18 protein-coding genes are annotated in these 24784 nt (G+C 67.2%); all 18 read left to right on the forward strand.

Going from position 1 to position 24784, the window contains the following annotated elements:
• The first annotated feature begins 31 nt into the window (after nucleotides 1-31).
• Nucleotides 32-946 (forward strand): ROK family protein, encoded by a 915-nt coding sequence (locus ABZX86_RS23285; protein ID WP_355126641.1) that lies wholly within the window; start codon nucleotides 32-34, stop codon nucleotides 944-946.
• Between the two features lie 162 nt (nucleotides 947-1108).
• Nucleotides 1109-2227: a hypothetical protein gene (locus tag ABZX86_RS23290; protein ID WP_355126643.1), complete on the forward strand. Its 1119-nt coding sequence runs from the start codon at nucleotides 1109-1111 to the stop codon at nucleotides 2225-2227.
• Nucleotides 2228-2311: 84 nt separating this feature from the next.
• Nucleotides 2312-3319 (forward strand): conjugal transfer protein, encoded by a 1008-nt coding sequence (locus ABZX86_RS23295; RefSeq protein ID WP_355126645.1) that lies wholly within the window; start codon nucleotides 2312-2314, stop codon nucleotides 3317-3319.
• Between the two features lie 19 nt (nucleotides 3320-3338).
• The gene (locus ABZX86_RS23300) at nucleotides 3339-3602 is read left to right on the forward strand and encodes a hypothetical protein (RefSeq protein ID WP_355126647.1); all 264 of its coding nucleotides are present in this window, start codon (nucleotides 3339-3341) and stop codon (nucleotides 3600-3602) included.
• Entirely contained in the window at nucleotides 3599-4024 is a 426-nt protein-coding gene (locus ABZX86_RS23305) for a hypothetical protein (RefSeq protein ID WP_355126649.1), read from the forward strand. The genes ABZX86_RS23300 and ABZX86_RS23305 overlap by 4 nt, the downstream gene beginning before the upstream one ends.
• Nucleotides 4008-6527 carry an ATP-binding protein gene (locus ABZX86_RS23310; RefSeq protein WP_355126651.1) on the forward strand — a complete coding sequence of 840 codons (2520 nt, stop codon included), beginning with the start codon at nucleotides 4008-4010 and terminating at the stop codon, nucleotides 6525-6527. Before ABZX86_RS23305 ends, ABZX86_RS23310 begins: the two co-directional genes overlap by 17 nt.
• Entirely contained in the window at nucleotides 6524-8938 is a 2415-nt protein-coding gene (locus ABZX86_RS23315; RefSeq protein ID WP_355126653.1) for a hypothetical protein, read from the forward strand. Before ABZX86_RS23310 ends, ABZX86_RS23315 begins: the two co-directional genes overlap by 4 nt.
• 51 nt (nucleotides 8939-8989) lie before the next feature.
• The gene (locus tag ABZX86_RS23320) at nucleotides 8990-9868 is read left to right on the forward strand and encodes a hypothetical protein (RefSeq protein ID WP_355126655.1); all 879 of its coding nucleotides are present in this window, start codon (nucleotides 8990-8992) and stop codon (nucleotides 9866-9868) included.
• The gene (locus tag ABZX86_RS23325) at nucleotides 9865-11403 is read left to right on the forward strand and encodes an NlpC/P60 family protein (protein WP_355126657.1); all 1539 of its coding nucleotides are present in this window, start codon (nucleotides 9865-9867) and stop codon (nucleotides 11401-11403) included. The genes ABZX86_RS23320 and ABZX86_RS23325 overlap by 4 nt, the downstream gene beginning before the upstream one ends.
• A 784-nt stretch (nucleotides 11404-12187) precedes the next feature.
• Entirely contained in the window at nucleotides 12188-13939 is a 1752-nt protein-coding gene (locus ABZX86_RS23330) for a hypothetical protein (protein ID WP_355126659.1), read from the forward strand.
• A gap of 30 nt (nucleotides 13940-13969) precedes the next feature.
• Nucleotides 13970-15532, forward strand: coding sequence for a PPE domain-containing protein (locus tag ABZX86_RS23335; protein ID WP_355126661.1), 1563 nt, complete (start codon nucleotides 13970-13972; stop codon nucleotides 15530-15532).
• Nucleotides 15529-15867, forward strand: coding sequence for a hypothetical protein (locus ABZX86_RS23340; protein WP_355126663.1), 339 nt, complete (start codon nucleotides 15529-15531; stop codon nucleotides 15865-15867). Before ABZX86_RS23335 ends, ABZX86_RS23340 begins: the two co-directional genes overlap by 4 nt.
• Complete coding sequence (locus tag ABZX86_RS23345; RefSeq protein WP_355126665.1) at nucleotides 15864-16568, forward strand: hypothetical protein; 705 nt, start codon at nucleotides 15864-15866, stop codon at nucleotides 16566-16568. The genes ABZX86_RS23340 and ABZX86_RS23345 overlap by 4 nt, the downstream gene beginning before the upstream one ends.
• Before the next feature lie 9 nt (nucleotides 16569-16577).
• Entirely contained in the window at nucleotides 16578-16934 is a 357-nt protein-coding gene (locus tag ABZX86_RS23350) for a hypothetical protein (protein ID WP_355126667.1), read from the forward strand.
• A gap of 19 nt (nucleotides 16935-16953) precedes the next feature.
• Complete coding sequence (locus ABZX86_RS23355; protein ID WP_355126669.1) at nucleotides 16954-17262, forward strand: hypothetical protein; 309 nt, start codon at nucleotides 16954-16956, stop codon at nucleotides 17260-17262.
• A gap of 6 nt (nucleotides 17263-17268) precedes the next feature.
• Complete coding sequence (locus tag ABZX86_RS23360; RefSeq protein ID WP_355126671.1) at nucleotides 17269-19932, forward strand: hypothetical protein; 2664 nt, start codon at nucleotides 17269-17271, stop codon at nucleotides 19930-19932.
• 206 nt (nucleotides 19933-20138) lie between these two features.
• Nucleotides 20139-22100 (forward strand): type VII secretion target, encoded by a 1962-nt coding sequence (locus ABZX86_RS23365; RefSeq protein WP_355126673.1) that lies wholly within the window; start codon nucleotides 20139-20141, stop codon nucleotides 22098-22100.
• Nucleotides 22101-22178: 78 nt separating this feature from the next.
• Complete coding sequence (locus tag ABZX86_RS23370) at nucleotides 22179-24758, forward strand: hypothetical protein (RefSeq protein WP_355126675.1); 2580 nt, start codon at nucleotides 22179-22181, stop codon at nucleotides 24756-24758.
• Nucleotides 24759-24784 lie beyond the last annotated feature (26 nt).

Below are 24784 nucleotides of genomic sequence, written 5' to 3' on the forward strand. Positions count from 1 at the left end.
GATCGAATCGTGTGATGGTGGTTGGCAATTCATGATTGTGCTGGCATTGCAGATCGGTCGGTCGAATTTCGCCGCCGGCAGCGTCGGGGACGAGGACGGTGACCTCCTGCGCATACCGGTACCCGCGCGCGGAGCGTGGGACAGTTGCCGCGACCTGCTGCTGCAGGCGGCGGCCGGTGGCGAAGTCGCCGCGGTGGGCATTGCCTGCGAGGGGCCCATCGATATGGCCGCCGGTGTGGTGGCCCCGGCCGGAATCCCGCAGTGGCGAACGGGATTCGCCTTGGTGGACGCCGTCCGGAAGCTGTTCCCCACCGCCGCGGTGCAACTCGCGCTCGACGGAGTGTGCCTGGCCATGGCCGAGCGCACCTTCGGGGCCACCCGGAGCGTCATGGACTCGCTGGCGATATCTCTCGCGGAGCATATCGGCGGCGGCATCACCATCGGTGGTTTCGGTGTGGTCGGCCGCACCGGAAACGGCGGCAATATCGGGCATGTCTTGGTGCCGGGGTTCGATGAGCCCTGCGACTGCGGCGGCCGGGGCTGCCTCGAGGCGGTGGCCGGTGGCGCCGCCGTGCTGCGCTGGGCGCGGTCGCAGGGCTGGTCCGGGGAATCGATTCGGGCACTGGTGGATTCGGCCGGTGCGGGCGAGGGGGCGGCCGCGGCCGCGATCGCGAGGGCCGGAACCGCTGTGGGCCTGGCGATCTCGTCGGCTGCCGCATTGCTCGACCTGGATCTGGTGGTCGTCGGGGGCGATCTGACAGCGGCCGGGCCCCTGCTGTGGAAACCGCTCGGGCAGGCGGTCGCGGCGCATGCCAGACTCGGCTATCTGCCGGGCTTGCGTGTGGTGCCGTCGGAGCTCGGCGAGGATGCCGTCCTGCTCGGGGCGGGGGTGCTCGGATTGTCCGTCGAAGCTGCTGCGAAGGCCGATATTCCGGCAAGTAGCTAATTTTCAGTGAATACACCCGAATGGATGTATCTGACTCAGTCATTGTGCCGCTGACCATCGGTACGTTAAATTACTGACCAGAGTCCTTCGAGCTGCGAGATCGGAGGCACGGCGGTACAGGCGGAGACGATGCAGAACGGCTCGGTGATTCCATGGATAACAGTGGAGATGTTGACGCCGGAGATCATGTCCGTTGCGTCGGTGGGAAGTTCGCCCCGCGACTTCGCCGGGTGGCAGCGGGTACTGCAGCGCCAGTTGGCGAAAACCCCGGCGATCTACCACGGAATGAAGACCGCCGATATCGCCGAGGCGATCTGGTCCGCGCACAACCGGGCGCAGGACGGCGATCTGACGGTGCCCACCAAGGCCGGCCCGTACTCGGTGCTGATCCGGCTGGTGCTGGGACCGGCAGGTGACGTGCACGCGATCCGGCTCTGGATCGGACCGTCCACCGCACCGATTCCGCCGCCGCCCACCGCGATCGGCGCCATCTGGGACCTCGACTCGCAGACGGTCGCACTGCCGAGCGGCATCACCCGGCTGACCGGATCCGCTGCCGAGGAGTACGCGCCGAGAATGTCGATCGCCGAACTGTTCCATCGGGTTTCGGGATTCGACCGGCACGCCGAAGTCCTGGATCTGCTGTACGAGCCGAAGCAGGGCGGGAAGCTGCAGTTCGAGGCCACGATTGCCGGCGGTGCGCAGCAGCCGGGCCGGTGGCGTTTCACGCTCCGCGCCCGGAACGATGAACGCTGCTGCGGCGCTTGGTTTTTGATAGAGGACATCACCCCGGATCACATCCAGGCGCCGTATCCGGCGCTCGAATCCGTCGGGCTGCGCGAGGCGCACCGGCGCGCGGGGACCTGTCTGGCCATGATCCAGCTCGAGCGCACCAGCATCTCGCACTGGCTGACCGATCCCGCGCCGTGGGTGCGGTGGGACTATCTCTATCAGCCGCGCGATGTCTTCCATCCGGACGATCGGGAGCGATTGGTGGCCGCGAGCGCGCGCCTTCGGGCGGGCGAGACCGTGGGTGTCACCGTGCGCGCACTCAATTACGGCGGCTCGTACACGCCGACCTCATTACTTATTTTTCCCTATCCGGGGTTCTCCGGTCAGCAGTTGGCGATCGCGCAATTCGTGCGAGTCGCCGAGGACTTCCCGATGCCGGAATCGGCGGCCGCGGTATCCGACCGGCCGGAGTGTGCCCCGCCGATCGGCTACGACGAACAGTTGCGCCATCGGCTCCGGGGGCGAATGGACCGCGGGGCGCTGTGCTGATGAACCGAGGCCCTCCGGCCCGGCTTCCCACGAATGGGAACGAGCGGGAAATGCGAAATCGCCCGGCTCTCTACCATTTCCGGAGTGAGCACAGTGACCGGCAGATCGGCGAACTCGGGCGATGCGTTGCTCCGCCGGATGGCAGCCCGCCGCCGCCGGGACAATATTATTGTCGGAATACTGGCTGCTTCCGCGGTGATCGGCGGCGGACATGCGGTATTCGACGCATTCGCCACACCACCGCCCGGTCCCTCGGCGAGCTCGACGATTTCCCTCATCGGCCGTGCGCAATTGGCCGGATCTTTCGCGCGCGAATTCGTGGTGACATATCTGAGCGCCGCCGCCGGTCAGCAGGACCGGATTTCGGAATTCGTCGGCGCCGCACAGCAGATCACCCTGCCCGCGACCGGACGGCAGGTGACCGATGCGGAGATCGTCTTCAGCACGCGCACGGAATCCACCGGCAATCTCGACGTCTGGGCGGTCACGGTATCGGTGCGCATGCCGAGGCGGGCCGGGGCGACCGATGACGCCAGGCAGTACTACCGCGTCGCGGTCTCGGTCGTGGACGGGCGGTTGCGCGCGCTGACCGTGCCCGCCGCGGTGCCGCCGCCCGAGCGCGGCATCGATCTGGTACTCGCGTACTCGAACTCGTGCGCGGCGGATTCGCCACTGGCACAGGTGGCTTCGGGCTTTTTGCAGGCCATGCTGACCGGTTCCGGGGATATAGCGCGGTACACCACACCCGATTCCGGTATCACGGCACTGCGGCCCGCGCCGTTCAGCGCCGTGGAGACCACGGCGGTGACCTCCGACGACAGCGGGTGCGGGGCGAGTGCCGCCAGTGCGCGGGTGCTCGCCTCGATCAATCCGAAGGCCGACGGCGGCGCGGCACCGACGCTGGCGTACCCGCTGGATATGGTCCGCGCGGCCGGACAGTGGCAGGTGCGGTCGGTGGAATCGGTTCCCGCACTGCGCAATCCGATGACGGTGTCCAGCGGTCAGACAGCGAACAACGCGGCGGCCTCTGCCACCGCCGCCCCCACCACCTCGGCCGCTGCGGTGCAGATCCCGCCCGCGACGCAGAAATGATCGCGAAAGGACCTCCCTCATGGGCACTCAACTCGGCAATATTCTGGAAAGCGTACTGCTCGTCTTCCGCTGGATCGGACTGATCATTCTGACGATCGCGAGTATGGCGATCCTCATTTCGGAATCGACCAAGAGCAAACTCTCGCCCGGCAAGGTCCTGGCGGTCGCGGGTTCGGCGATCGTTGCGGCGGTGGTGTTCTGGATATTGCCGACGCTGGTCAATTACGCGCGCGTCGATTCGGACACGATCATCCCGAATGCGCCTATCGGCGGGTACCGGTGAGTCAGGTCATCAAGGTCTTCACGCCGATCAAGCGTGTTCCCACGGTGATCGGCAAGGCGCAGAACGGGCAGAAATTGCCGTTCGGTCCCTACACCCTGCCGCAGGTCGCGGCGGCCGCGGCGCTGCTGGCGATCTCCGCGGTGTGCTCGATGTCGTTGCCGGTCAATCCGGCGGTCACGTTCGTAGGCGGATTGATCGTCACCGCCGTGGCGGTGTTCGCACTCGGCCTGGTCCCCTACACGGGCGTGCGACTGACCTCACGGGTCCTGTGGGTAAGTCGCTTGGTCGCACGCCGCAAGCCCGTCTCGGCCTCCGGAATGCCGGTCGGCGAGGATTCCGCGCGGCACACCATGTTCATCGAGGAATCGGTAGTGGTGATATTTCCGGACAGCAGAAGGGCTTTCGATGGCGTTCGATCGTGATATCCAGCCCACCGCTGCGATTCGAGGGAACCTGCAGTTCACGCATGCGGGACTGGTGACCGCGACCTATTTCGTCAACCCCGCCGGATACGGCCTGCGGAACGCCAGTGACAAATACGACGTGAAAATGGCGCATCATGCGCTGATCGGCAATCTGCCGAGCGGTTCGCTGCTGCTGGGAATTCAGGCGCGGCTGAACACCATCGACGTGCTGAGCAAAATGGTGGAGGGCATCGACCTCGACGAATGCGAGGATTACGCACTGGAGGTGGTCGCCTCCTACGAACGAGTCCAGGCGATCCTCCCGCAGACGCGAATCTTCCTGCTGTCCATACCCGTCGGGTCGCTGAACACCGGAATGTCGGTGGTATCGCGGGTGTGGCGGGGCAATACCACCACCGTGGACGCCACGGCGATCGCGCGCGCCGAATTGGATGCCTACGAGGAGAAGGCGAAAGACATCCTCTCCGGTATCGGTGGCGAGTTCGATCCGGTTCCGGTGCCGGCGGCCCTGTTCCAGTGGTTGTGGGAGCACTATCTCTCGCGCGGCTCCGCGGGTGATCCGGTCGCGCCCACGCGCGTGGGCGCCCTGGACGATGCGACCGCGGCCGTATTCCGTTCCGCCGCACTGGATGAGGGCGCGCAGAGCGATAGCGGGCGGCGGCTGCGGCCCTCGTTCGTCCCGGTGATCAAGGTGGTGCAGCCGGACTTCTCGTTCCGGCCGTCCTATCAGGCGATGCTCACCCCGAACTCGTTTCCCTACGCGGGCATGACCTTTCCCGGCGGCAGCGAATTCCTCAGCGTGCTCGAGGGACTCAGCGACGTCACCGTCGATTGGGGGATGCGGGTCTCGACCAAGCCGGCGGAGCAGGTCCTCAAGTCCAATGAGACGAATCTGCGGCGCCTCGGCGAGCAGATGGACCAGCGTGACCAGGAGGTGTCCTTCGCGCAGAACACCCTCCTGTCGAAAGCGCAGATGCTCGGTGAGTACAACGATCACTTCGAGGTCAACAGCGGTGAATCGGAGGTGCTGTTCACCACGGTGATCGCCGTCGGCGGCCGGACCAGGGAGGCGACCACCGATGCGGTGAACACACTCAAGCGGCGGTACAAGCGATTTCAGATCGACCTCACCGCACCCGTCGGCGCCCAGGTGGACCTGTGGTCGATGCTGATCCCCGGCAGTACGCCGCGGCGCGCTTTCGATGACTTCGCCCATATCGTGCCGTCGGATATGTGGGCCGGTTTCGTGCCGCTGACCACCAGTCAGATCGGGGACGACAGTGGACCGGTGATCGGCGTGAACCTCATGTCCGGGAATTTCGAGCCGATCCACTTCGGGATCATGGAGGCGGCGCTGCACGATCTGTCCGCCTCGTTCGCGGTTACCGGCGAGCTCGGCTCGGGAAAGTCCTACCTGCTCAAGCTGATCGCGGTGCTCGTGCACGATATGGGCGGTCAGTTCCTGGCCATCGACCGCAGTCAGGTCGGGGAGTGGGAGCATTTCGCCTCCGCGATCGACAATGCGGTGATCATCGATCTGGCCGATCCGACGGTGTCGCTGGATCCGCTGCGGCTGTTCGACCCGCGCACCGCGGGGGAGCGGGCGCTGGATTCGATCCTGCCGCTACTTGATCTTTCACCTACTTCGGGCGCGGGTGCGGCGGCCAGCAATCTACTGGCGCCGAGAGGAATCGCTGAACACGGAATACGTAGTCTGCTGGACTTTTTCAAGGTTGTCCGGAAGCTGCGCGACGAGCCGGGAGCGGGCGAGGAATACGCGGATCTGGCGGCGCGACTGGGCACGATCGTCGACCGGGTGCCGGTGCTCTTCGACCAGCGGCTCAAACCCCTGCGTCTCGACGCCGCGGCAACCGTGGTGCGCAGCCATAATCTGGCGCTGCCGACCGCCGAGGAGCTCACCACCCCGCACCTGTACAACCGTTTGCCCCTGACCAAACGGCTCGGGACCGCGCTCTACGAACTTGTCGGCGTCGCTGCGCGAGAAGCCTTCCTGACCGATAACGGACGCTTCGGGCTGCTGGTCGGTGACGAGGCCCATCACTTCACCCAGACCCAGGTCGGATCGTCGGTCACCTCCGATTTCAGTCGTGACGGCCGCAAGCATCTCGCCGCGATCGGGCTGGCCTCCCATGATCCGGCCACCGACTTCCAAGGCGCGGCACACAATCTGATTCCGAACAGGTTCGTCTTCCGCCAGCGTGACGAGACCTTGGCGCGCAACAGCCTGGAGTGGCTCGGCGTGGATCTGAAGGAATCGCCGTTCCTGCTGCAGATTCTGCGGGAGGCCACCTCGCCGCCGGTGGGACCGGGCCGGCAGGTGCCGGAGGAACGGCGGGGCGAGATGTTCATGCGTGATGCGCTCAACCGCATCGGACGCGGGAAGGTGCTCGGCCCGGCGCGCCTGGATCGGGCCGCGGCGATCGGCAGCACGCCGAGCAGCGTGCGCGCACTGCCCGCGGCGGGCCGGGTGGTTTCGTGATCGCTCTTCTCGATCGGATCTCGCGCGCGGAGATCTGGGACTTCGAGCGCTGGCAATTGCGGACGCTTCTCGGGCGGGCTCGCGCCTGGGCCGGCGCGACCCGCAGGCGGCGCTGGATCACCGGTATCGCTCTGATGTTCTTCGTGCTGTTCGTCTTTCCCGGTCTGGTCGGCACGGCGGCCATGGCGGGCGCGGCGGGCTCGGGGTCCTCCGGTGACAGCGCACTGAGCTGGATGGACGTCAAGGACTCCTCCGGCGTGGAGTTGTCGAACTACGTGTTCGCCACGAACAACGGCAGTGTGCTGCATCCGATCACAACCGGTATCGCCCTGGTGATCTCCCTGGAGTTCGCCGGGTGGATGGTGATCGTGACCATCGGGATCTGGCTGATCACCTATGTGCTCAGCTTCCGCTGGCTGGATCTGTTCTCGGCACCGCTGCGGGCGGTGGCGCGGACGCTGAGCGGGCAGATCGCGATACCGATCGTCCTGATCACGGCCGCGACCATCGGCGCCTTCTTCGTAGCGTGGTTCGTGCTGCGCGGCCTGCACGCCAAGGCCGCCATGCAGATCGCGACCATGCTGGGTGTCGCGGTGCTCGCCCCGATATTCCTGGCGGATCCGCTCTCGGATGTGCTGTCCTCGGACGGCTGGCTGGTACAGGGGCGCGATCTCGGCATCGAGATCGCGGCCGGACTGAATGGGCAGAGCAATCCGCAACCGGGACAATTGGTTTCGAGCATGCAGGGTGAGCTCGCCGACAATTTCGCGCGGCGCCCGCTGCAGGTGTGGAACTTCGGGCATGTGGTCGACGTCAGTACAGCCTGCCGCAGCGCCTGGTCGGCGGCCGCGGGTGACGAGGATCAGACCGCGAAGGCGATGCTGGACTGTGGGGACAAGCCGGCGAACGCGGCCGCCGAGAAACCCGGTGTGGGGCAGATCGGCGCGGGAATACTGCTGCTCATCGCCGGCACGCTGCTGCTGGCGTTCGCCGCGGTGCTCGCGATCAAGATCGTCTGGTCGGCACTGGACTCGGTGTACCACGGGCTCATGGCCATATTCGGCTTCGCCGCAGGCGGATTCATCTACGGCCCGACCCAGACCTTCCTGATCCGCAGTGTGGTGCACGGCTTCTTCGCGGCCGCGCGCATGGCGGCCGAGGTCGTCTACCTCGGCGTGTACGTGCTGTTTCTCGGTGATCTGTTCAAACAGGCGCAGGGACAGGTGATGTCGGTGTTCGTCATCGGGGCGATCGTGGAGGTTGTCGCGATCCTGCAATTGCGGCGTCTCACAGCAGGTTTGGAGAAGGGCAACGACTGGGTCGCGAATCGGTTCGCCATGGCCGTTCAGAATGGTGGGCGGGCCCCCGCCGGAGGAGGTTCCGGCGGGGGAACGGTGCTGGGGATGGGCACCCTCGGCGCCAGTCGGGGGATGAGTCCGCTGGCCATGGTGGGGGCGGTGAGCACTATCGGCGCATCGCCGATCACGGAGTGGATGTGGGGGATGACCCGCACCCCGTTCCGGCCACAGGCGCGGAAAGAACGAAAGTCCTCGCTCGCACAGTGGGAGATATGGGGGACACCGGGATTCGCTGGGCCGGCCGGGACCTATGTCCAGTCCTATGCCCACTTTCCGGCGTTCGCCGCCGCTGCGCGCAAGGGTGCTCTGGCTTATGGCGGCATCAACACTGCGATGGGTGCGGCGGCCGCCATTCAGCACGCGGTCGACAGCGGTGCCGGCAGAGTCAATTTGCCCGCTGCCCTCCGCGGCGCCGGATTCACCGACGACAGGATTATCGAGCATGCCATCAGCTCTTGGGGAATCATCGACGACAATGCCCAAAATACGTTCTTGGCTGATAAACAGCTCGGTCGTGTGGTCGCCGGCATGCAGCGTGTGCAACCCGGAGGCAAGCCCCGAAGCGCCGAAGAGGAGGCGGCCGACTTGGCGACACTGCAATCGGCGGCTTACGTCTATAGGCGCGCGAGTAAGGGTGGCAGACCTCTCGACGGCGGGATGAGCACAGGTCGGCAGCGAGATTATGTCGAGAACTATATGGACCGTCCTACCAAAGAGAAGATGGAGGCTTTGAAGAATTTGGCGGATGGATCCACAAAGCCGGGAACCGCCGGGGTCTTTATGACAAGAGGCATACCGCCGCTCAGCGGTATCACGCAAGAGGAAGCGCAGGACATGTTGAGGTGGATCGGTAATGAGCACTCCTTCCGCGTGCTCGAGGCAGCAAACGCGTTGACTGCCGATCGAGGGAATCCGCTGCTCATGCGGCATCTCCAGGCGGAAATAGCCGATGCGCAGGCCACCGACAGTTACGCCAGCGGGATTGCGCCGAGTCCGTGGAAGATTGCGGCCAATCCCTATCCTGCGCTCAGTAGGCCCCGCCCTGTGCCCTGATGGTGATCTCGGCCGTGGGCCACCTGTAGGGAACCAGGAAGTGAGGCTTGGATGATTACACGGCTGGCGATCCTGCTGACCGCGCCGAGTTGGCTGCTGGTCACGGCGGCGGCCACGGCTGGACTCGGAACCATTCTGGCCGTGCTCGTAATCTTTTCCGGTGGAATCGCTTCGGCGACCTCCGCCGATCTGCATTACCAGTGCGACAGCGCGGTCGGGCCCGATCCGGCGGTCACCGAGACCACGACCACGACTACGTCCGCGCCGCCCGAGACGGTGACGCCCTCGGATGTGCCCACTCCCAACCCCTATGCCGAAATGACCGTGGCCCCGGGGGAAACCGGGGTCTCGAACTGGATGCGTGCCTGCCTGCCGGCCATGCGATCCGCGCCATATCAACTGCAGCCGTTGCGAACCGCCGATACCGGGTTCGCGCCCGAATGCGCGCGGCAGATCGCGATGACCCTGGTGGGCGGCGCGACGGGATCGGCTGCGGGAGCGCAGACAGACCCGGCGAGAATGACGGCGGTGGTTATCTCTCGTGCCTCCGCGACTACCGCGACCTGCGAATCCAGCTCCGGTACACGGGATGACGGCACTGCCTTGCGGTCAGGAGGAGTGGCGGTATCCGATCGCTCGGACTCGGGCAGTTGCCCGACCAGTCGAGGCACCGGGACCGTGGTGCTTCCGGATACCGTTGCAGCCCAATCTCTGTGCGGGCAGCGCGTGGACCCTGCCTGGGTATCCGCCGGTGATCTGGTGTACTGGGACTATCGGGACTATCGGGACTACGCCCCGACCCGGGTGGGAATAGCGGTCAGCGCGACGGACATCGTGGCGAGTGATCCGGCGACCGGTGTCATAGCGCAACAGTCGATTCCTACCGGGCCGGATGTCCGGGTGAAGCGTGTGCTCGGAGGATGGTCATGACGAGTCCGCCCAGTGCGGATGAGGAACCCGAGTCGGGGACCGCCGAGCTGTGGGGTGCTGCGGAGGACGCACAGCCGACGCCGTGGAACGCGCGCGTGGCGCGGAAGGACGACGAGACTCGCTCGGGTGCGGGATCTGTGCCCGGATCGATGCCTGGGACAACGACTTCGGGCAAGACAGACGGTCCGGCGACAGATGGCGTAGCGGGCACGCCCCCGGCAGCGGGATCGGGGGACGCCGCGCCAGGCTCACCCGGCGGTGCCGCCGCGCCGGGTGGTGCGCCGCCACCCGCGCAAGGCGCGCCCAGCACTGCGGCGGGGCCGGAAATCGGTGCGTCCGCCGGATCGCCACAATCGGCGGATGTCTCCCATTCCGGTTCCGATGGCACGAATTCGGCTGCGCCCCTGATCGATCCGGATACCGTCGCCAAGATCGCACCCGCCGTCGTGTCGGCGGCGCCGATGCTGCTCGCCATGCTGCCGATGCTCGCTTCGGCGCTCGGCGGCGGGGGTGGCGGCTCGACCGCGCCTGCAGGTCGAACAACCGGTGCCGGAACGGGTTTGACGCCGCAGGCGCAGAAAGCGTTGCAGGCGCTGCAACTTCTGAAGTCGGCCTACGGCAACGGCGGCGCCGATACCCCGGGCGCGAACTCGGCCGGCAGCGGAACCGGTTCGCTGGGAACGAGTTCCGGCGGTGGGTCGAGTACGAGTGGTACGGGCGCACCGGTGACGGGCACGAGTGGATCCGGTTCCACCGGATCGGGATCGACCGGAACCGGGGCCAACAGCTCCGGTGGCGGGTCGACGTCGACGGCGCTCACCGCACTGCGGCTGTATCAGCACACCGCGGCCGCCACCTTCAATAATCTCGACAACCAACTCGCCGCTTACATCACCAGTCTCGCCGGAAGCCAGGGCGTGAATCGTGCGGCGCTCAATCAATTGCTGCGGGAAGTCGATGTGGCACTGGCACATCTGGGCACCGGCGCCTACAGCGCGGCAGGGCAGCAGCAGGTGCACGCCATCATGACGCAGGCACTGGAGCAGGCTCAGACTCTGGTCACCGGTGGGCAGGCCACCTCGAGCGATCTCGCCGCGGCGATCAACCAGCTCACCGGCGAATACCTGTACAACCTGTCCGGGAAGAGCTATCCGGGAACATTGACCGCCGGCACCACAACCACTGCGCAGCACGCTATTTCGGTCGCCCTGAGCGAAGTCGGCAAGCCCTACGTATACGGCGCCGAAGGGCCCAATTCCTTCGACTGCTCCGGTCTGACCCAGTATTCTGCCGCGTCCGCAGGGGTGAGCATCCCCCGGACCGCGGCCGAGCAGTATCAGGAGCTCCCCAAGGTCGCCCCGGCGAACATCCGCCCCGGTGACCTCATCTTCCCCGCCGCCGAATACAACAGTGGCAGTCCGGCACACGTCATGCTCTATATCGGCAACGGCCAATGCGTCGAAGCTCCGCACACCGGCGCTTCGGTCCGCGTTGTCAGCCTGCCGAGCAGCTTCGCCGCCAGTCGATGGACATAGTGAGCGGGGCTGTGGATAAGGCTGCTCGGGGAGATCGGTTCCCATCGGTGGGAATCCCACAGAATAGAGGCAATCGGAGGATGTTTCGGACGATCTGCGCCTGGTCTGCCCGCTAAGGAGGCTGCTGATGGGATGGTGGCCGCACTGGGCGACTGAGGTAGTCGCTACAGCTGTCAGCGTCGCCGCGCCAGTCGTGGGAAATATGCTCCTTCCGGGGCTCGGTGGCTTCATCGGCGCCGGGCTGGGCAATGTCCTCGCGGATGAAATAGAGGGGGACAACCTCAGCGGCGGGCAAATGGCGCTGGCCTTCGGCGTCGGCGCGGCTTCAGAGTTCGTCGGGGGTGCGATCGGCGGCAGACTCCTCGGGAAGCTCGACAAACCAGGCCTGGTCAAGTCGACGGCGGGGGTTATGGGCGGGGGGCTCAAGAATCTGAGGCATCCTGTCAGTACATTTCTCGACAATGGTGACGCGATGCTCAAATATGGAGGCTTGCCACGCAATTGGGGCTATATCGGTAAGACCTTCGGTGGTGGTCTCGGATCGGCCACTGCGTTCGGTGGGACGCAGGCATTCGTGAATGCGACGAAAGGTTCGTCATCGGGCGGCGGGCAGGGCGCTCCGGCTGGGCAGACCTCGATCCCGGTCATACGGGTGCCGGTTGCGGATTCCGCTGATATCCCTGCCGGCAGGACGGCGATGTGGATGCCTAATGGACCGATACTCCGGAATTCTTGGCCTTCGAACTATCAAATGTCGCCGACGTATGACACCTACTTTCCACAAGTGAACACGTTCTTCGGGACCGCGTACGCCAGCCTCGGCAAGGGGGCCAAGACCGATCCGCCGAATACTCCCGGTCCAACGCTCGACATTTCCGGCACGGACCTCAGTGCCGCGCCGAACTTCTTCAATAATTACGCGAATGTGGCGGGGCAGCTCAATGCTGCGGTGACCGCGATGCAGGCGGCGGATACCGCACTGGTGCCGCTGGTGCAGAAGGTCGCCGAGGCCGGGGTCATGGGCCAGCAGGCGATCAACAGCGTGGTGGACACGATGCACCAGAGTGCGGAATCGTTTCCGCAGGAAGGCATGAGCGAGAACGACTGGGTCGGGCAATATCTCGCTGCTGCGATGCAGCAGGCTGAGAACATGCTGGGGAGCATTACCCAGGAGATGACGCTGCTGGCGAGTTCGACCGATCAGCAGGCCGCGACTGATACGGGACTGACCAAGCAGTTGGGAGATCTGTCGACCAAATTCGATGCGCAGCAGGCCGCGTTGGCCAAACTCGCCGCTCCGCCCAGCACCACGGGGGCCGATACAGGAACCGGCACGGGTACAGGAACCGGCACGGGCACGGGCACGGGAACCGTCACGGGGACCGGGGCGGACGGTTCGGGGTATGTGCCTCCGGTACTCGGATCGGGCACGACCGGCGACACGGGTACGACCGGGGACGGCGGGGCGGGCACCACCACGGGTGCGGGCACGACGACCGGCACCGGCCTGGGCACCGTCAGTCCTGCTGACCCCGGCACGACCGGCGGTACCGACAACAGCCAATTGGCCGATGCCATCAACGGTTTGGCGAATCAGTCCGCTGCGACACCGGCGGCCTCGCAGGCTTCGGTTCCGGATTCGGCGTCGTCGCTCGGCTCGGATCCGATGATGGAGAGCGAACTCATGAACAGCCTGCTGGGGCAGCATGGCACGGGCGATTCGGGATCCGGCAACGGGAACGGTGGAATAGACCCGGCGCGCTACGCGGACTACCCGCAATCGGTGCAACCCGCGCAGGCGGCCCCGGCGACCGCGCAGCCGGCCTCGGCCACCACTGCTCCGGCCGCGCAGACAGCGCCGGCCGCGAATCAGCAGCCCGCGCCGAATTCGTCGGCCAGCTCGTCGCAGCCGACCATCGCGCCCGGAAGCAATCCCGCTGCCACCGGTGATCAGGTCTTCACCTTCCCCGATGGAAAGTCGCAGAAGGTGTCGGCACCGGTGTTCAAGGCCTTGCGCGCAGCCGTCGACAATCACGGCTCCACCAATGCCCAAGTGGCCTATGCCGATACGCCGGCCGCCTGGTCGGACAAGAATCAGATCGGCGCCGCGATCGATCCGAGCCAAGCGATGACGGGAGACGTCGCCAGCTGGGACGGCGGCAGCGTCACGGCCATCGTGCGCAGAATGGGAACGGGTACCGACGGCACACTGGATGTCATCGTGAACGGCAATGTCGTACCCCTCGGTGCTGACGACCAGGGCAATATGGTGCCGCTCATATCCGATCAATCCGGCACGGCGCCGGCACCGGGCACGGCACCTGCGCCCGGCACCGCACCTGCGCCCGGCGCCGCGACTACACCCGGCACCACCGATAAGTCCAGCGCCGCAGGCATATTCGTGAACTTCGACGGATTCGCACACCCGAAGGGCATTGAACCCGCCAATTCCGATGACTCGTCGGCCGCCGGATCTAACGGCGCCGATCAGTCCCTGGCCGCCGCACTGCCGGCGCCGGCCGCCCCCACGGCCTGATATGCGGCCGGTACAGGAAGGGAGGCGGCGATGGCGATGAATGTCGATCCCCACGAACTCGTGGGTGTGGCATCGGTGCTCGCCGCGCTGGTGCGGGCGACGCACGGCGCCCTGCCTGTCGCCTGGGTACCGCCGGCGGGCGCGGATCCCGTTACCGCCGAATATGTTCCGCGGCTCAACGCACAGAAGGCCGCGCTGGCGAATCAGGTGATCGGGGCGCTGAACCAGGTCCATCCGATGGCACACCACATCGGAGCGGCGGCCGCCGACTACACCACGACCGACGACCTGTCCGGGCGCACGCTGGGGGGCGGTGGCGGCGATCCGGTGACGAATCCGGTATCGATGATGGAACCGATTGCGGCACAGCAGGTGCCGATCTCGTCGTTCCCGGTCTCATCCGGATCGGTCGACCCGCTCACCCTCGCGCGACAACTGCACGGCGGCCCGGGCCCGGGACCGGCGACCGAATTCGCGAACGAGCTGCGGACCTACCTCGCCGGATCGCATCGCGCGGCGGTGGACGGCCTCGGCGCCGCGTCCGACGCCTTGCAGAATTGGACGCCGGTGGGCACCGCGGTCGCCACTCAGCTGACCGGTCATCGCAACCAACTCGACGAACTCGGCACGGGCCTGAGCGATCTTGTCGACGGTATCGACGGTTACAGCAATGCTTTTCGATCCGCCAAGTCCCGGCATCCGACACCACAGGAGCTGATCACGGCCCGTCAGCAGCTGCTCGCGGCGATGCGGTCGAAGAACGCGGCGGCCATCGCGGCGGCACTGGCGACGTTCAACGAGCTGAATGCGCGTTCGGCGGAGACGTTCTCGCAGTATGTGGCCGAGGTCAATTCCCGCACCACCACTCCGGGATCGGGTAAGGGCGGTACGACCGGTGCGGGGTCCGGCACCACCACCGGTGCGGGTTCCGGTGGCAGCACGACCGGCGGTTCGACCACCGGCGGAACCACTTCTGGCAGTAAAGCTTCCAGCGGTACCGACCTCATGTCGCAGATGCTTCCATCGCTGATCAGCGCGATGACCTCGGGCGCGAACGGCCTGTCCGGGGCGAACAACAAGAGCACCGACGAAATACCGGACGATGTCACCGATCCCTATCAGGACAGTGGTTATCCCGGTATCCCGTCGGTGGTCGGCGGCGGCGCCCCCGGAGATTCCGGCGCGCCGGTCGAGGACATCAGCGGTGCTGGCCCTGCCGGCGTCGATGTGGGTCAGATGCCTATGGTCACCGCTTCGGCGACGCTGAACCCCTCCACTAGCCTGTCGCGGCCCTCCGCGATGGTGCCCTTGGAATCGGCCGGTGCGGGCGCCGCGGGCGTGCGCACCACCGCCGGTGGTTCGCCGATGATGCCGTACATGCCGATGTCGCCCGGAATGGGAGGCGCGGGCGGTGGCGGTGGCGGCGAACGCAATCGGGTGGTGGCCTGGCATCCCGACCGCCTCATGTATGTCGACAACACCCCGTACACGGAGGCGGTGATCGGTGAGAAGCCGACGATCGCGCCGACCGTGACACCGCCGACCCCGGCGCCCGCCACCCCGATTCCGAACTCCTCCGGAGGTTCCTCGTGAGCGATATCCACCCCGATGTGCAGGCGGCCCTGGACGCCGCCCGAGAGCTGCGGCACCGCATCGCCGATCTGCGCGAGAAGATCGACGGCATCCGCGCGCGCCGGCCGTCGCCGAGCGGTGCGGTCGTCCCCGAGGTGGATGCGATGGGGCGGCTGCTGGATCTCTACCTCGCACCCGGCACCACCGAGCGCTTCGACAGCGCCGAACTGGTGGAGGAGATCATGGCCGCCGTCCGGGAGAGCACCGCCGATGCGGGACGGCAGTACGAGGCGGTCACCAATGCCGAATCGTGGCAGGCCGAACCGGACGCCGCGGTACCGGGGCTGCCGGCATGACCGAACCCGCGAGCGTGACCGTGGCCGATACCGTGCACTGGTTGCACGACGAGGGTTTGATCCGATTGACCGGCGTCGCATGGCCGACGGTCGAAACGATTCTCGCGTACACCGTGGAGATAGCGACCGGGACGATCACCGCCTATCCGGCCGTGGGCAGCGCCACCGGTTCGGAACCGCTGACCGTGGAGGCGGACGACCTGCCGCATCCGGCCGGTACCCCGAAGCGCTTGGTCGTGGTGGGTTCGACCATGAGCGATGCCATGCTCGTACTCGATCTGGCCGCCGTCACCGCGCTCGCCCTCAATGCCGATCGGCCCGAGACCACCGCGCGCGCCTGGGTCATGCAGCTACTGCTCAATCCCGAGATCACGCTCACCACCAATAGCGCCGAACTGGCCGTCCCGGCCGGACCACGCTGCCGGTACACCTTCATTCCGGGTGGCGGCACCCTGTTCACCGTGGACGACCGGCAACCACCGGTCACGACGATCAGTCTCAACCCGGTCATCGAGGGCCCCGATCATCTCGATATCGCGGCCGACGGAACCGCGGAGCTGTATCTCGGCACCCGCTGCTGGCCGCTGCGGCGGGTACTGGGCGTCGAGGACCAGGTCTGGTCGGCGCTCACCGCAGAGCTGGAAACCGCAGCCGCACAACTTGATTCGACACCGGCCGAGGGCGCCGGCGCCCACCTCTAGGAGATGCCGATGACAACCGAGCACGACCTGTACGACACCGACGACGAGCTGCCTGCGGCGCCGGACTGGCGGACCATGACCTACGAGGTGTTCAATCCGGACCACACCGTCGGTGTCGCCTGCGACCGCGACGGCGAGATGATCGGCCTGCACCTCACCGACGATGCCCGCGACAACGGCGATGCCTGGCTGGCCGCCGAAATCCTCCGGCTGGCCCGGCTCGCGCATTTGAAATCCCGGGTGGGCCTGCGCGTGGAAATGGAGTACAACGGCACCCGCCCGTTCACCGTCGACTCCTTCGACCTGCCCACCGAGGCCGCGTACCGGGCCACCGAAGCGGCCGAGCTCGGCACCTCCTCGACCTGATCACAGACGGGATACCACCATGCTGGATATCGACGAGGCCGCCGAGGTGCTGGCGGCGGCGAGCCGGTTCACCGGCGCCGCGACGGGCGCGGCCGGCCGGATCGCCACCACCGTGGACGATCTGGAGTTGCGGTCGCGGCCGGAGTCGGCACTCGACCGCGATCTGGTCGCCGCACTGCACTGGGTCAAAACCGCTGTCGCACAGGCGGTGCAGGGCGATGACGGCCAGGCCGACGCGACCTATCTGCTCGCCGTGGCGCGGGTCGACGCGCTGACGGCCACGGACGTCTTCGGCGGAGTGGCCATAGACCGGTACGAATCGGCCTGATACGCAATGGAGCCCGAGTACGGCGGGCAGTACTGGGCGGTCATCGTCGGTGAGCACTGGCCGCGGATCGGTCCCGGCGACTGGTCCACTCTGGAGTCGGCCGTCCGTGACGGCGCTGCCGCACTCGACCTCACCGGCGTCGAACAGGCCCGGCGCGGATTCGACGATCGAGTGCGGGCGAGTGTCAGCCTGCAGGCGGTCAAGGAGGACATGCTCGCGCAGGGACGACGGCTGCGCGAATTGCAGGCGGTGCTCTCGGCCGCCGGGGACGCCTTCCACGAATTCGCCGCGGTGGTCGCCCGCACCCGGAATCGGATCCTCGACATTGTCGATGATGCCGTCGCCCGCATCGGGAATGCGCAAGCAGGACAGGACAACAGCGGTGGGGACACCACGCAGGCGGAGATCTTCGGCATTGTCCAGATAGCAGCGGCGGAGGTCGCGGCGGTGGCCGCGAACGCGCGCGCGATGATCGACTTCGAGCAAGTGCCCGGACTGGTCGCGATCGCCGAACTGCTGGGGCTGCCGTTTCCCTGGCACGGCTGGGGCGGCGGTGCGGGCCTGGGTCGGCAGCCGACGGGGCAGGGGCACCGCGCGCCCGGGGACGGCGGGCACCGCTGGGGCGCCGGGCACGCGCCCGGGTCGACCGAATCTCCGCATCCTGGAGCAGGTCCGGCCGCCGGGTGGTCGAATCCTCTTGCCGTAGTGGAGGGTCTGCTGCACGGGGCAGGGGGCGTGGGAACCGCGGGTCCGCTGGGCGGGGTGCTGCCACCAGATGCGCTGACCAGTGCAGATCCCATATCCGGGGTGGCCGCACCAGGTCTGGCACCCGGTGATGCCGCGGCAGGCCCGGCATCGGGTGACTCCAGTGCGGGACCCGGATCCGGTGACTCGGGCGCCGGCCTCGGAACCGGTGGGGGCTCGACGAGCGCGGATTCCGAAGCAAGAGGATACGGGCCGGTCGGCGCGGGGAGCGGGCACGACGCCGGGGGACACGGCGGCGCGCCGGTGTATCTGCCGCCACCTGATCGATCCATGGCTCCCGATGTCGGGGACCTGCCCGGCGCCTCCGCGCCGGACCCTGGCGGGACACCGGAATCTATTCCGGTGCAACCAGATTCGCCCGGCATATCGGGCCCCGGCGGGCCGAGCGCGGGCGCGTCGGCACCGGAGGGTTCCGAATCGTCCACGGCGGACGGCTCGGTCCTGGGATCGCCGGAGACCTCTGAGGCGCTGCGTGATTCCTCCGGCGCGGACGTATCGGCATTTGCGGCAAGGGATTCGGCGCAGTCGTCCGCTGATCGGATATCGGCGGCCGCTCTGGGCCCTGCGCCGATATTCCTCGCGTCGCCGATCGATATCGCGTCCGCCGGCTCATCGGCGCCGATCACGGCCGGGGGAGCGCAAAGCGCCTCGGCGCAGTCGGTTTCGGCAACACCCGGAATCGATGCACGCGGGGGCGCCCCGATCCAGGCATCCGATTCGCGAGGCGTACCCGGCTCGGCGAACCCGAGCGGCTCCGGCGTCGCGGCACACGGCCCGTACCCGCCGGGGGCGGTATCCGCATCGGGCAAGGCCGCAGCCGGTCCGCGCCCCGCCGGTGCGATTCCCGCCGCGCCGCCGCCCGGAACCGACGGTGCCGCCGCGATGATCCATGATGTCGTCGGCGCGGCCATGGCGGCGGCGGCCGCACCGGGCATCGTGATGGGTACCGGTGTCGACGGTGACCTCATGCTTGCCCGCACGCTGCTGGGCAGTGTGCTTGCGGTAGTGGACGATTCGCCGGTCGCTCCCGCCTGGGCGGTGTCGGTACTGCGGCATTCGGGCGGTGTGAGCGTGTTCCTGACATCGAACGAAGGGCGCGGCTGGCTGCCCGCGGGGCTGTTCCTGCCGCGCGAGATCTCGCTCCCGTGGGTATGGGAGGCCGCACAGGGGCCGCCCTGGGAGGGCGTATCGGATCCGGCGCGGGTACTGCTCGAGTTCGGGCTCGTCTGGGGTGCGGGCACCGGAGCGCGGATTTCGGCGGTGGCGTCCTCACAGACCATCGATGCGGGGTTGCGCGGCCAATTGCGCGATGTCGCACTGGCGGAGGCGGTCGGCGCGGAGGCGGGTATGAATCTCACTGCTCCGGGACCAGGTCTGATCGATCGTCTGGAACTGGTGAGTTCGCGGCGGTTGCTGGAGCGGGTGGCGGATGTTCCGCAGGAATTGATCGGACGCAGGTGCGCCGACCTCGCCTGGGACGCGCACGCCCGCACCGCGCGCATCGCGGGCGCCACCGAGACCTTCGGCGCGGTGGGTGCGCGGACGCGAATCATGAAGGCACTGCGGCAGCACCGCACCGTCTCGCCGGACTGGTGGGAGGAGTTGCGCGACGCGGACGATCTGCTGGCCGCGACCGCCGTCCCGCTGCGCCTCGATGTCACCGCGGTTCCGCTGGGGCAGTTGCGTTCCGAGTCCCGGTCCGCGGTCGGAGAACCGAACGCGTTACGCGCGTTGCTGTTTCAGCGGCGCTGCAACGAATTGGTGCATCTGCTGGCCGTCGAGCCGACCCGTCAGATGCTGCGCGATGCGGTGTACGTCCACGGTCAGCTCGCCGACCATCCGGCCATGGCGGGGACCGGCGCGCCGGCGAGTACCCGGCCGCCCACCATCACCGTCGGTCCCTGAGGTGCGCAGGTCTGGGCTGTGCGCATCGACCTCCACGGCCGCGTCGGCACCGGCTTCCCACCGGTGGGAAGCCGGTGATTTCGTTCCCTGCGAATCGAGTTGGAGATTGGGACGACCCCGCGCCGGTGCGACGGCCGAGCTTCCCTCCCGTGGGAAGGCTCGACAATCATTCGGTATCGGGAGGTTGAGAGGAGAGTTGATCCAGCATGCCGGACAGCATGGATATAGACCCTGCGGTGTTACGACAGCTGGCCGACCAACATGACCAGGTCGCGGTGGATACCCGGCACTGGTCGGAACCTCCCCATGAATGGCTGGGCACCTTCCAGGACAGCTACGGCAAGATCGCCGACCCCGTGCACCAGGCGCTGCTGCGTTACTACGACGCTCGCCAGAAAGCTGGAATAGCGCTCGCGCTCGAGCACAACCACACCGCCGCGGCACTCAGGGCCGCGGCGGACAATTACGAGAAGACGGACCACGAGAGTGCCGCGGCGATCGGTCGGGCCGCGGATCCGCAGGGTAGTGACCGGCACGACGGTCAGGTCCCGGCGACAGCGCCCCCGAATTATGCCGGGGCGCCTGCGAATTCACCGGCCGGCACCGGTCGGGCGCCGGTGAACTCCTTCGATCCGCAGCCCGGGGCCGCCGTTGTTCCGGCGCCGCCCGCGCACGGTGCTGTGCCCGACCCGGGTGCCGGTGCTACACCCGGGAACGCGGGATCCGGTGCGCCGAACGGGGCGGTCCCCGCGGCCGCCGAGCACCCTGCGGATGCGGGTGTTTCACCGGTACAGCCGCCCTTGTCCGACGGCCTCGGAACCTCTCCGGGTGCGCAGATCTCGAATATCGGCGACGGCGGCAGTGCGGCCGCGCCGCTCGGCGGTGACCGCGCGCCGCTCCTGAACGGGTTCGCGGACACCATGATTCCGGGCGGGGGCATGCCGCCGATGTCTTCGGATCAGTCCGCCTCGACCGCCCCGGCCGACGCTACGGCCGGCGCGGGCGACGCGGTCCCGCCGCCGATCCTGCTCACCCCGTTCGGCGCCGCCGTGGCCGCGGCCAAACGGCAGGAGGCCGAGCCCGCGCATGTGGTGAATGCCTTCGTCAATGACGATCTGGTGCTTGCTCGCACGCTGCTGGGCGCGGTGCTCGCGGCGGTCGACGCACCTGCCATCGGGCTCTCGTGGGCGGTGTCGGTCATGCGCGGCCCGGAGGGGTCGGCCCTGTTCATCACCTCCAACGAAGGCCGTGGCTGGCTACCCGCCGGGCTGTTCCTGCCGCGTGCGGTATCGAGCCCATGGGTGTGGGACGAATTGCTCGGTGCGGAGGGCGGATCGCCGTGGGAGGGCGTCTCCGATCCGGCGCGGGTGCTCGCGGAATTCGGGCTCGCCTGGGGTCCCAGGGCCGGCGCCGGTCTCTCGGCACTGGTGAGTTCCGGGCCGATCGACTCGGGCCTGCGCGCACGGTTCACCGAGGTGGCCATGGAGGGACTTGTCGGTCCCGCCTACGACGTCGACCTGCGCACCCCCACCGCCGACACCGCCGACCGATTGGGCCTGCTCGGCTCCGTGTCGGCAGCGGAAATGGTTGCGGCCGTGCCGGATTCGGAGGTACGGGCACGTACGGTGAAGCTGGCGGCGCAGGCGCACGCGCAGCTCGTCCGCGCCCAGCCGACGCCACCGGAATCGGCCGAGGTCCGAGTATTGCGCGACCGGGTGCTGGCCATGGTGCAGGCCGGCCAACCGGTCGGCCGTCGGCAGTGGGACGAATTGCGCGAGGCAGATGAATTGCTCGCCGCCTCCATGCTCTCGCGCCGGGTGGACGTGGGGCGGGTGGACCTCGGCGCATTGCGCATCGACGAGGAGGGATCGTTGTTGCGCGCCATGGTTTTCGAACGCCGCTGCGATGAACTGGTACTGCTCCTGGCGCAGGAACCGTCCCGGCAGGGGCTGCGCGATGCGGCCTACGCCTTCGAGCAGATCATGAATCATCCACGGTTCGTGGAGGTTCCGGCCGCGGTGGCGGTCCCGGAGACAGAAGGTGTATCGCTTCCGGCGGTGTCCGGCATCTCGGTGGTGTCCTCCACGCTCGCCGCCGGTCCGCCGACCGGTGCCTCCGTGAGCGCGCCCGAGTCCGTGCCGGTCGTCGCGGAGCAGCTCGGCGGCTGAACCCATGATGAATTGGATTCTGGCCCAAGTGAGCTGGGTGTTATCGGCGTCATCGCCTGCTGATGAACGGGAGCGCTGATGTCAGGGGAGGGCAGCCCCTCTGCCTCCGCCTCGGGTTCGCCGGAAGACCTTCTGCACGAGTGGGCGCTGGCGCATCCTCCGGCCGCTCCGCCGGTGCAGCCAGGTGTGAGCTCGGCACAGGCGCTGTTGCAGGCAGCGGTGAAATCGCAGCCCGCAGCAACGCCGACGACGACAGAGTCGTCGTTTCAGAAGCAGTTACTGGACGCCGCGGCCCAGCAGACGAAGGCCGATGCCGCTGCTGCCGCCGCGAAGTCGGCCGCCGACGCGAAGGCGAAGCTCGACGCCGACGCATTGAAGGGAGCTACCGATGGCCGGGTAGCGGCAATCCTCAATTCTCCTGAGGCGAAAGCCGCAGCCGCGGGCAAGCCGACGCCGGTGACCGATCTGGGCAACACCCTCGCGGTGGGCGACGACCTCGGTACCGGCCAGCGGCTGACCTCGGCGAAGAACGGCTACACCCTCGGCATCAACAGCGATGGCGACCTCGTTCTGACGCGAGCGGACGGGAGCAAGGTCTGGGAGTCGGCGACCAGTGACAGCACCGGCAAAGCGATGTGGGCGAAGCTCGACGCGAACGGGTCGCTCGATCTGAAGGCGGACGGGCACTACCAGGCGCTCACCAAATGGATGACGCCGGGGAATCTGGCAAATGCCGGCAGTCTTGTGCTCGAGAACGACGGCAGTCTGGTCGTGCTCGCCAAGGACGGCAAGACAGTCCTCTCCACGATATCGGCGGCCGACAAGACCAAGCACCACTACCTCGTCGAGCTGTATCACCCACTCGGTGCACCGGCGGCTCTGAACGGATACCTCGACACCACCCAGCAGTGGCTACAGGACGTCATCGACAAGATGGGGATCGGAAAGGTTGCGGACGTTCCGGATCTCAGCACCCTGATGCACACTCAAGGAATTCTCGACACCAGCGACGCTTCCAAGATGATCGATGCGTATAACAACAAAGTCGATCGGATCAGTTCGATCAACAACGATCTTCTCGGCAAGGATGTCGACGTCAAAGGGCTCGTCAGCAATATAGGCGAGGCAACGGCCACTGCACTCGGTCATATCGTGAATATGATCGATCCACTCAACACCATCCTGCGCGCTCCCTCGAATGCTGCTGGTGCGCCGTCTGTCGTGAAGAGTGATCCGGTTGATATCACTTATACGAAACAGGGAGATATCGACAGCGCGAAACTGAATTCCCAGACCGTCAGCTTTCTCTTCGGTGCGATCTCCGACTGTGTTGGCAAGGTGGAGGAACAGATGGCGTCCGTCACCGGCGCGGCGCACGCCACGGGTTCGGGTGTCGATAAGAGCTCCCCTGATTACGCGCAGGGGCTGGAGGACGGCAAAGCTGCCGCCAACGCGGCCGCAGTGGCCGCTGCCAACGCGGCCGCAGCCGGTAAGGGCAGTGGTCTGGGTGCTGGTTCCGGGACAGATTCGGGAGCCGGGGTGGGAGCCGCCGGAGCGGGGAGCGGCCTCGGGGCCGGGAATACGGACTACAGCGGTTTGTACAGTGACCTGCTGCCGAACGGCAGTGCGACCACCACCGGAACAGCCGGGACCGCGGATGGAACCACGGGCGTTTCGGACGGCACCACCGGTGGCGCAGGAGTGGGCGACACCGGTGCGACCGGCGATGGGACGAGCGCGGACGGCACGACCGGCAATACGAGTTCCGGGGGTTCCTCCTCGAGTACATCCGCCGCGATCGACGCGGCCATCAGCAGGCTGGAGAATTCGGCCTCTGCGTCGGGCGGCGGTGCATCGACCGCCGGCACCGGATCCGGAAGCAGCGGAAGCAGTTCCGATTCCATGCAGATGATGCAAATGATGCAGATGATCGAAGCCATGAAGTCCTCGACGACGGGTGGCAACGGTTCGGGCGGCTCCGATAATTCCGGTGATTCCTCGGATCCCCGGCGAAACGAATATCCGCAGCAGGGCCAGCCCGGGCAGCAGACACCCGCTCCCGCTGCCACCACACCCGCAGCGACCGCTGCCAATCCGCCGGCGGTCACCGCGAACTCCGCCGGTACCCCGCCGGCCACCGCGACGAAGTCGATGGTCGATATGAAGCTGCCGGACGGCTCGACCCAGCAGGTCTCCTCGGTGGTGGCGGCGGCGGTGAACCATGAGGTCAATAATCCGAACGGCAGCGACGCGCGCGGGGCGTACGACGGCACACCCGGTGCGGCCACAGCGACCAGCCCCTGGTCCGCGGTCGGCACCAGTCTGCTGCCCTCGGGCGAGTCCGTGCCGGATCTGCAGACCGGCGATGTGGTGCAGTGGGCCGATCGCACCGCGCTCATCGTCGTCGAGAACGGGCATCCGCAGATGATCCTTGATGGTCATATGGTGCCGTTCGATCCGGCGGCCTTTCTCGATCCGGCCAAACCACAGGATCCGAATATTCAGAAGCTGCTCGGCACGCACGGCGACCCCGGCACCTTCCAAGGGTTCTTCCACCCCAGTGGCGCCGAGCTCGACGCCGGAGCGCAACCGGGGGTTACCGCGGGCAATCCACAGAACACCACACCCCCCGCGGTCACTGCCCCGACTCCGACGTGAACGCTCTCGCGCAATGCGAGTTGACC

It is taken from the genome of Nocardia sp. NPDC006630 (assembly GCF_040611495.1).
Taxonomy (GTDB): domain Bacteria; phylum Actinomycetota; class Actinomycetes; order Mycobacteriales; family Mycobacteriaceae; genus Nocardia.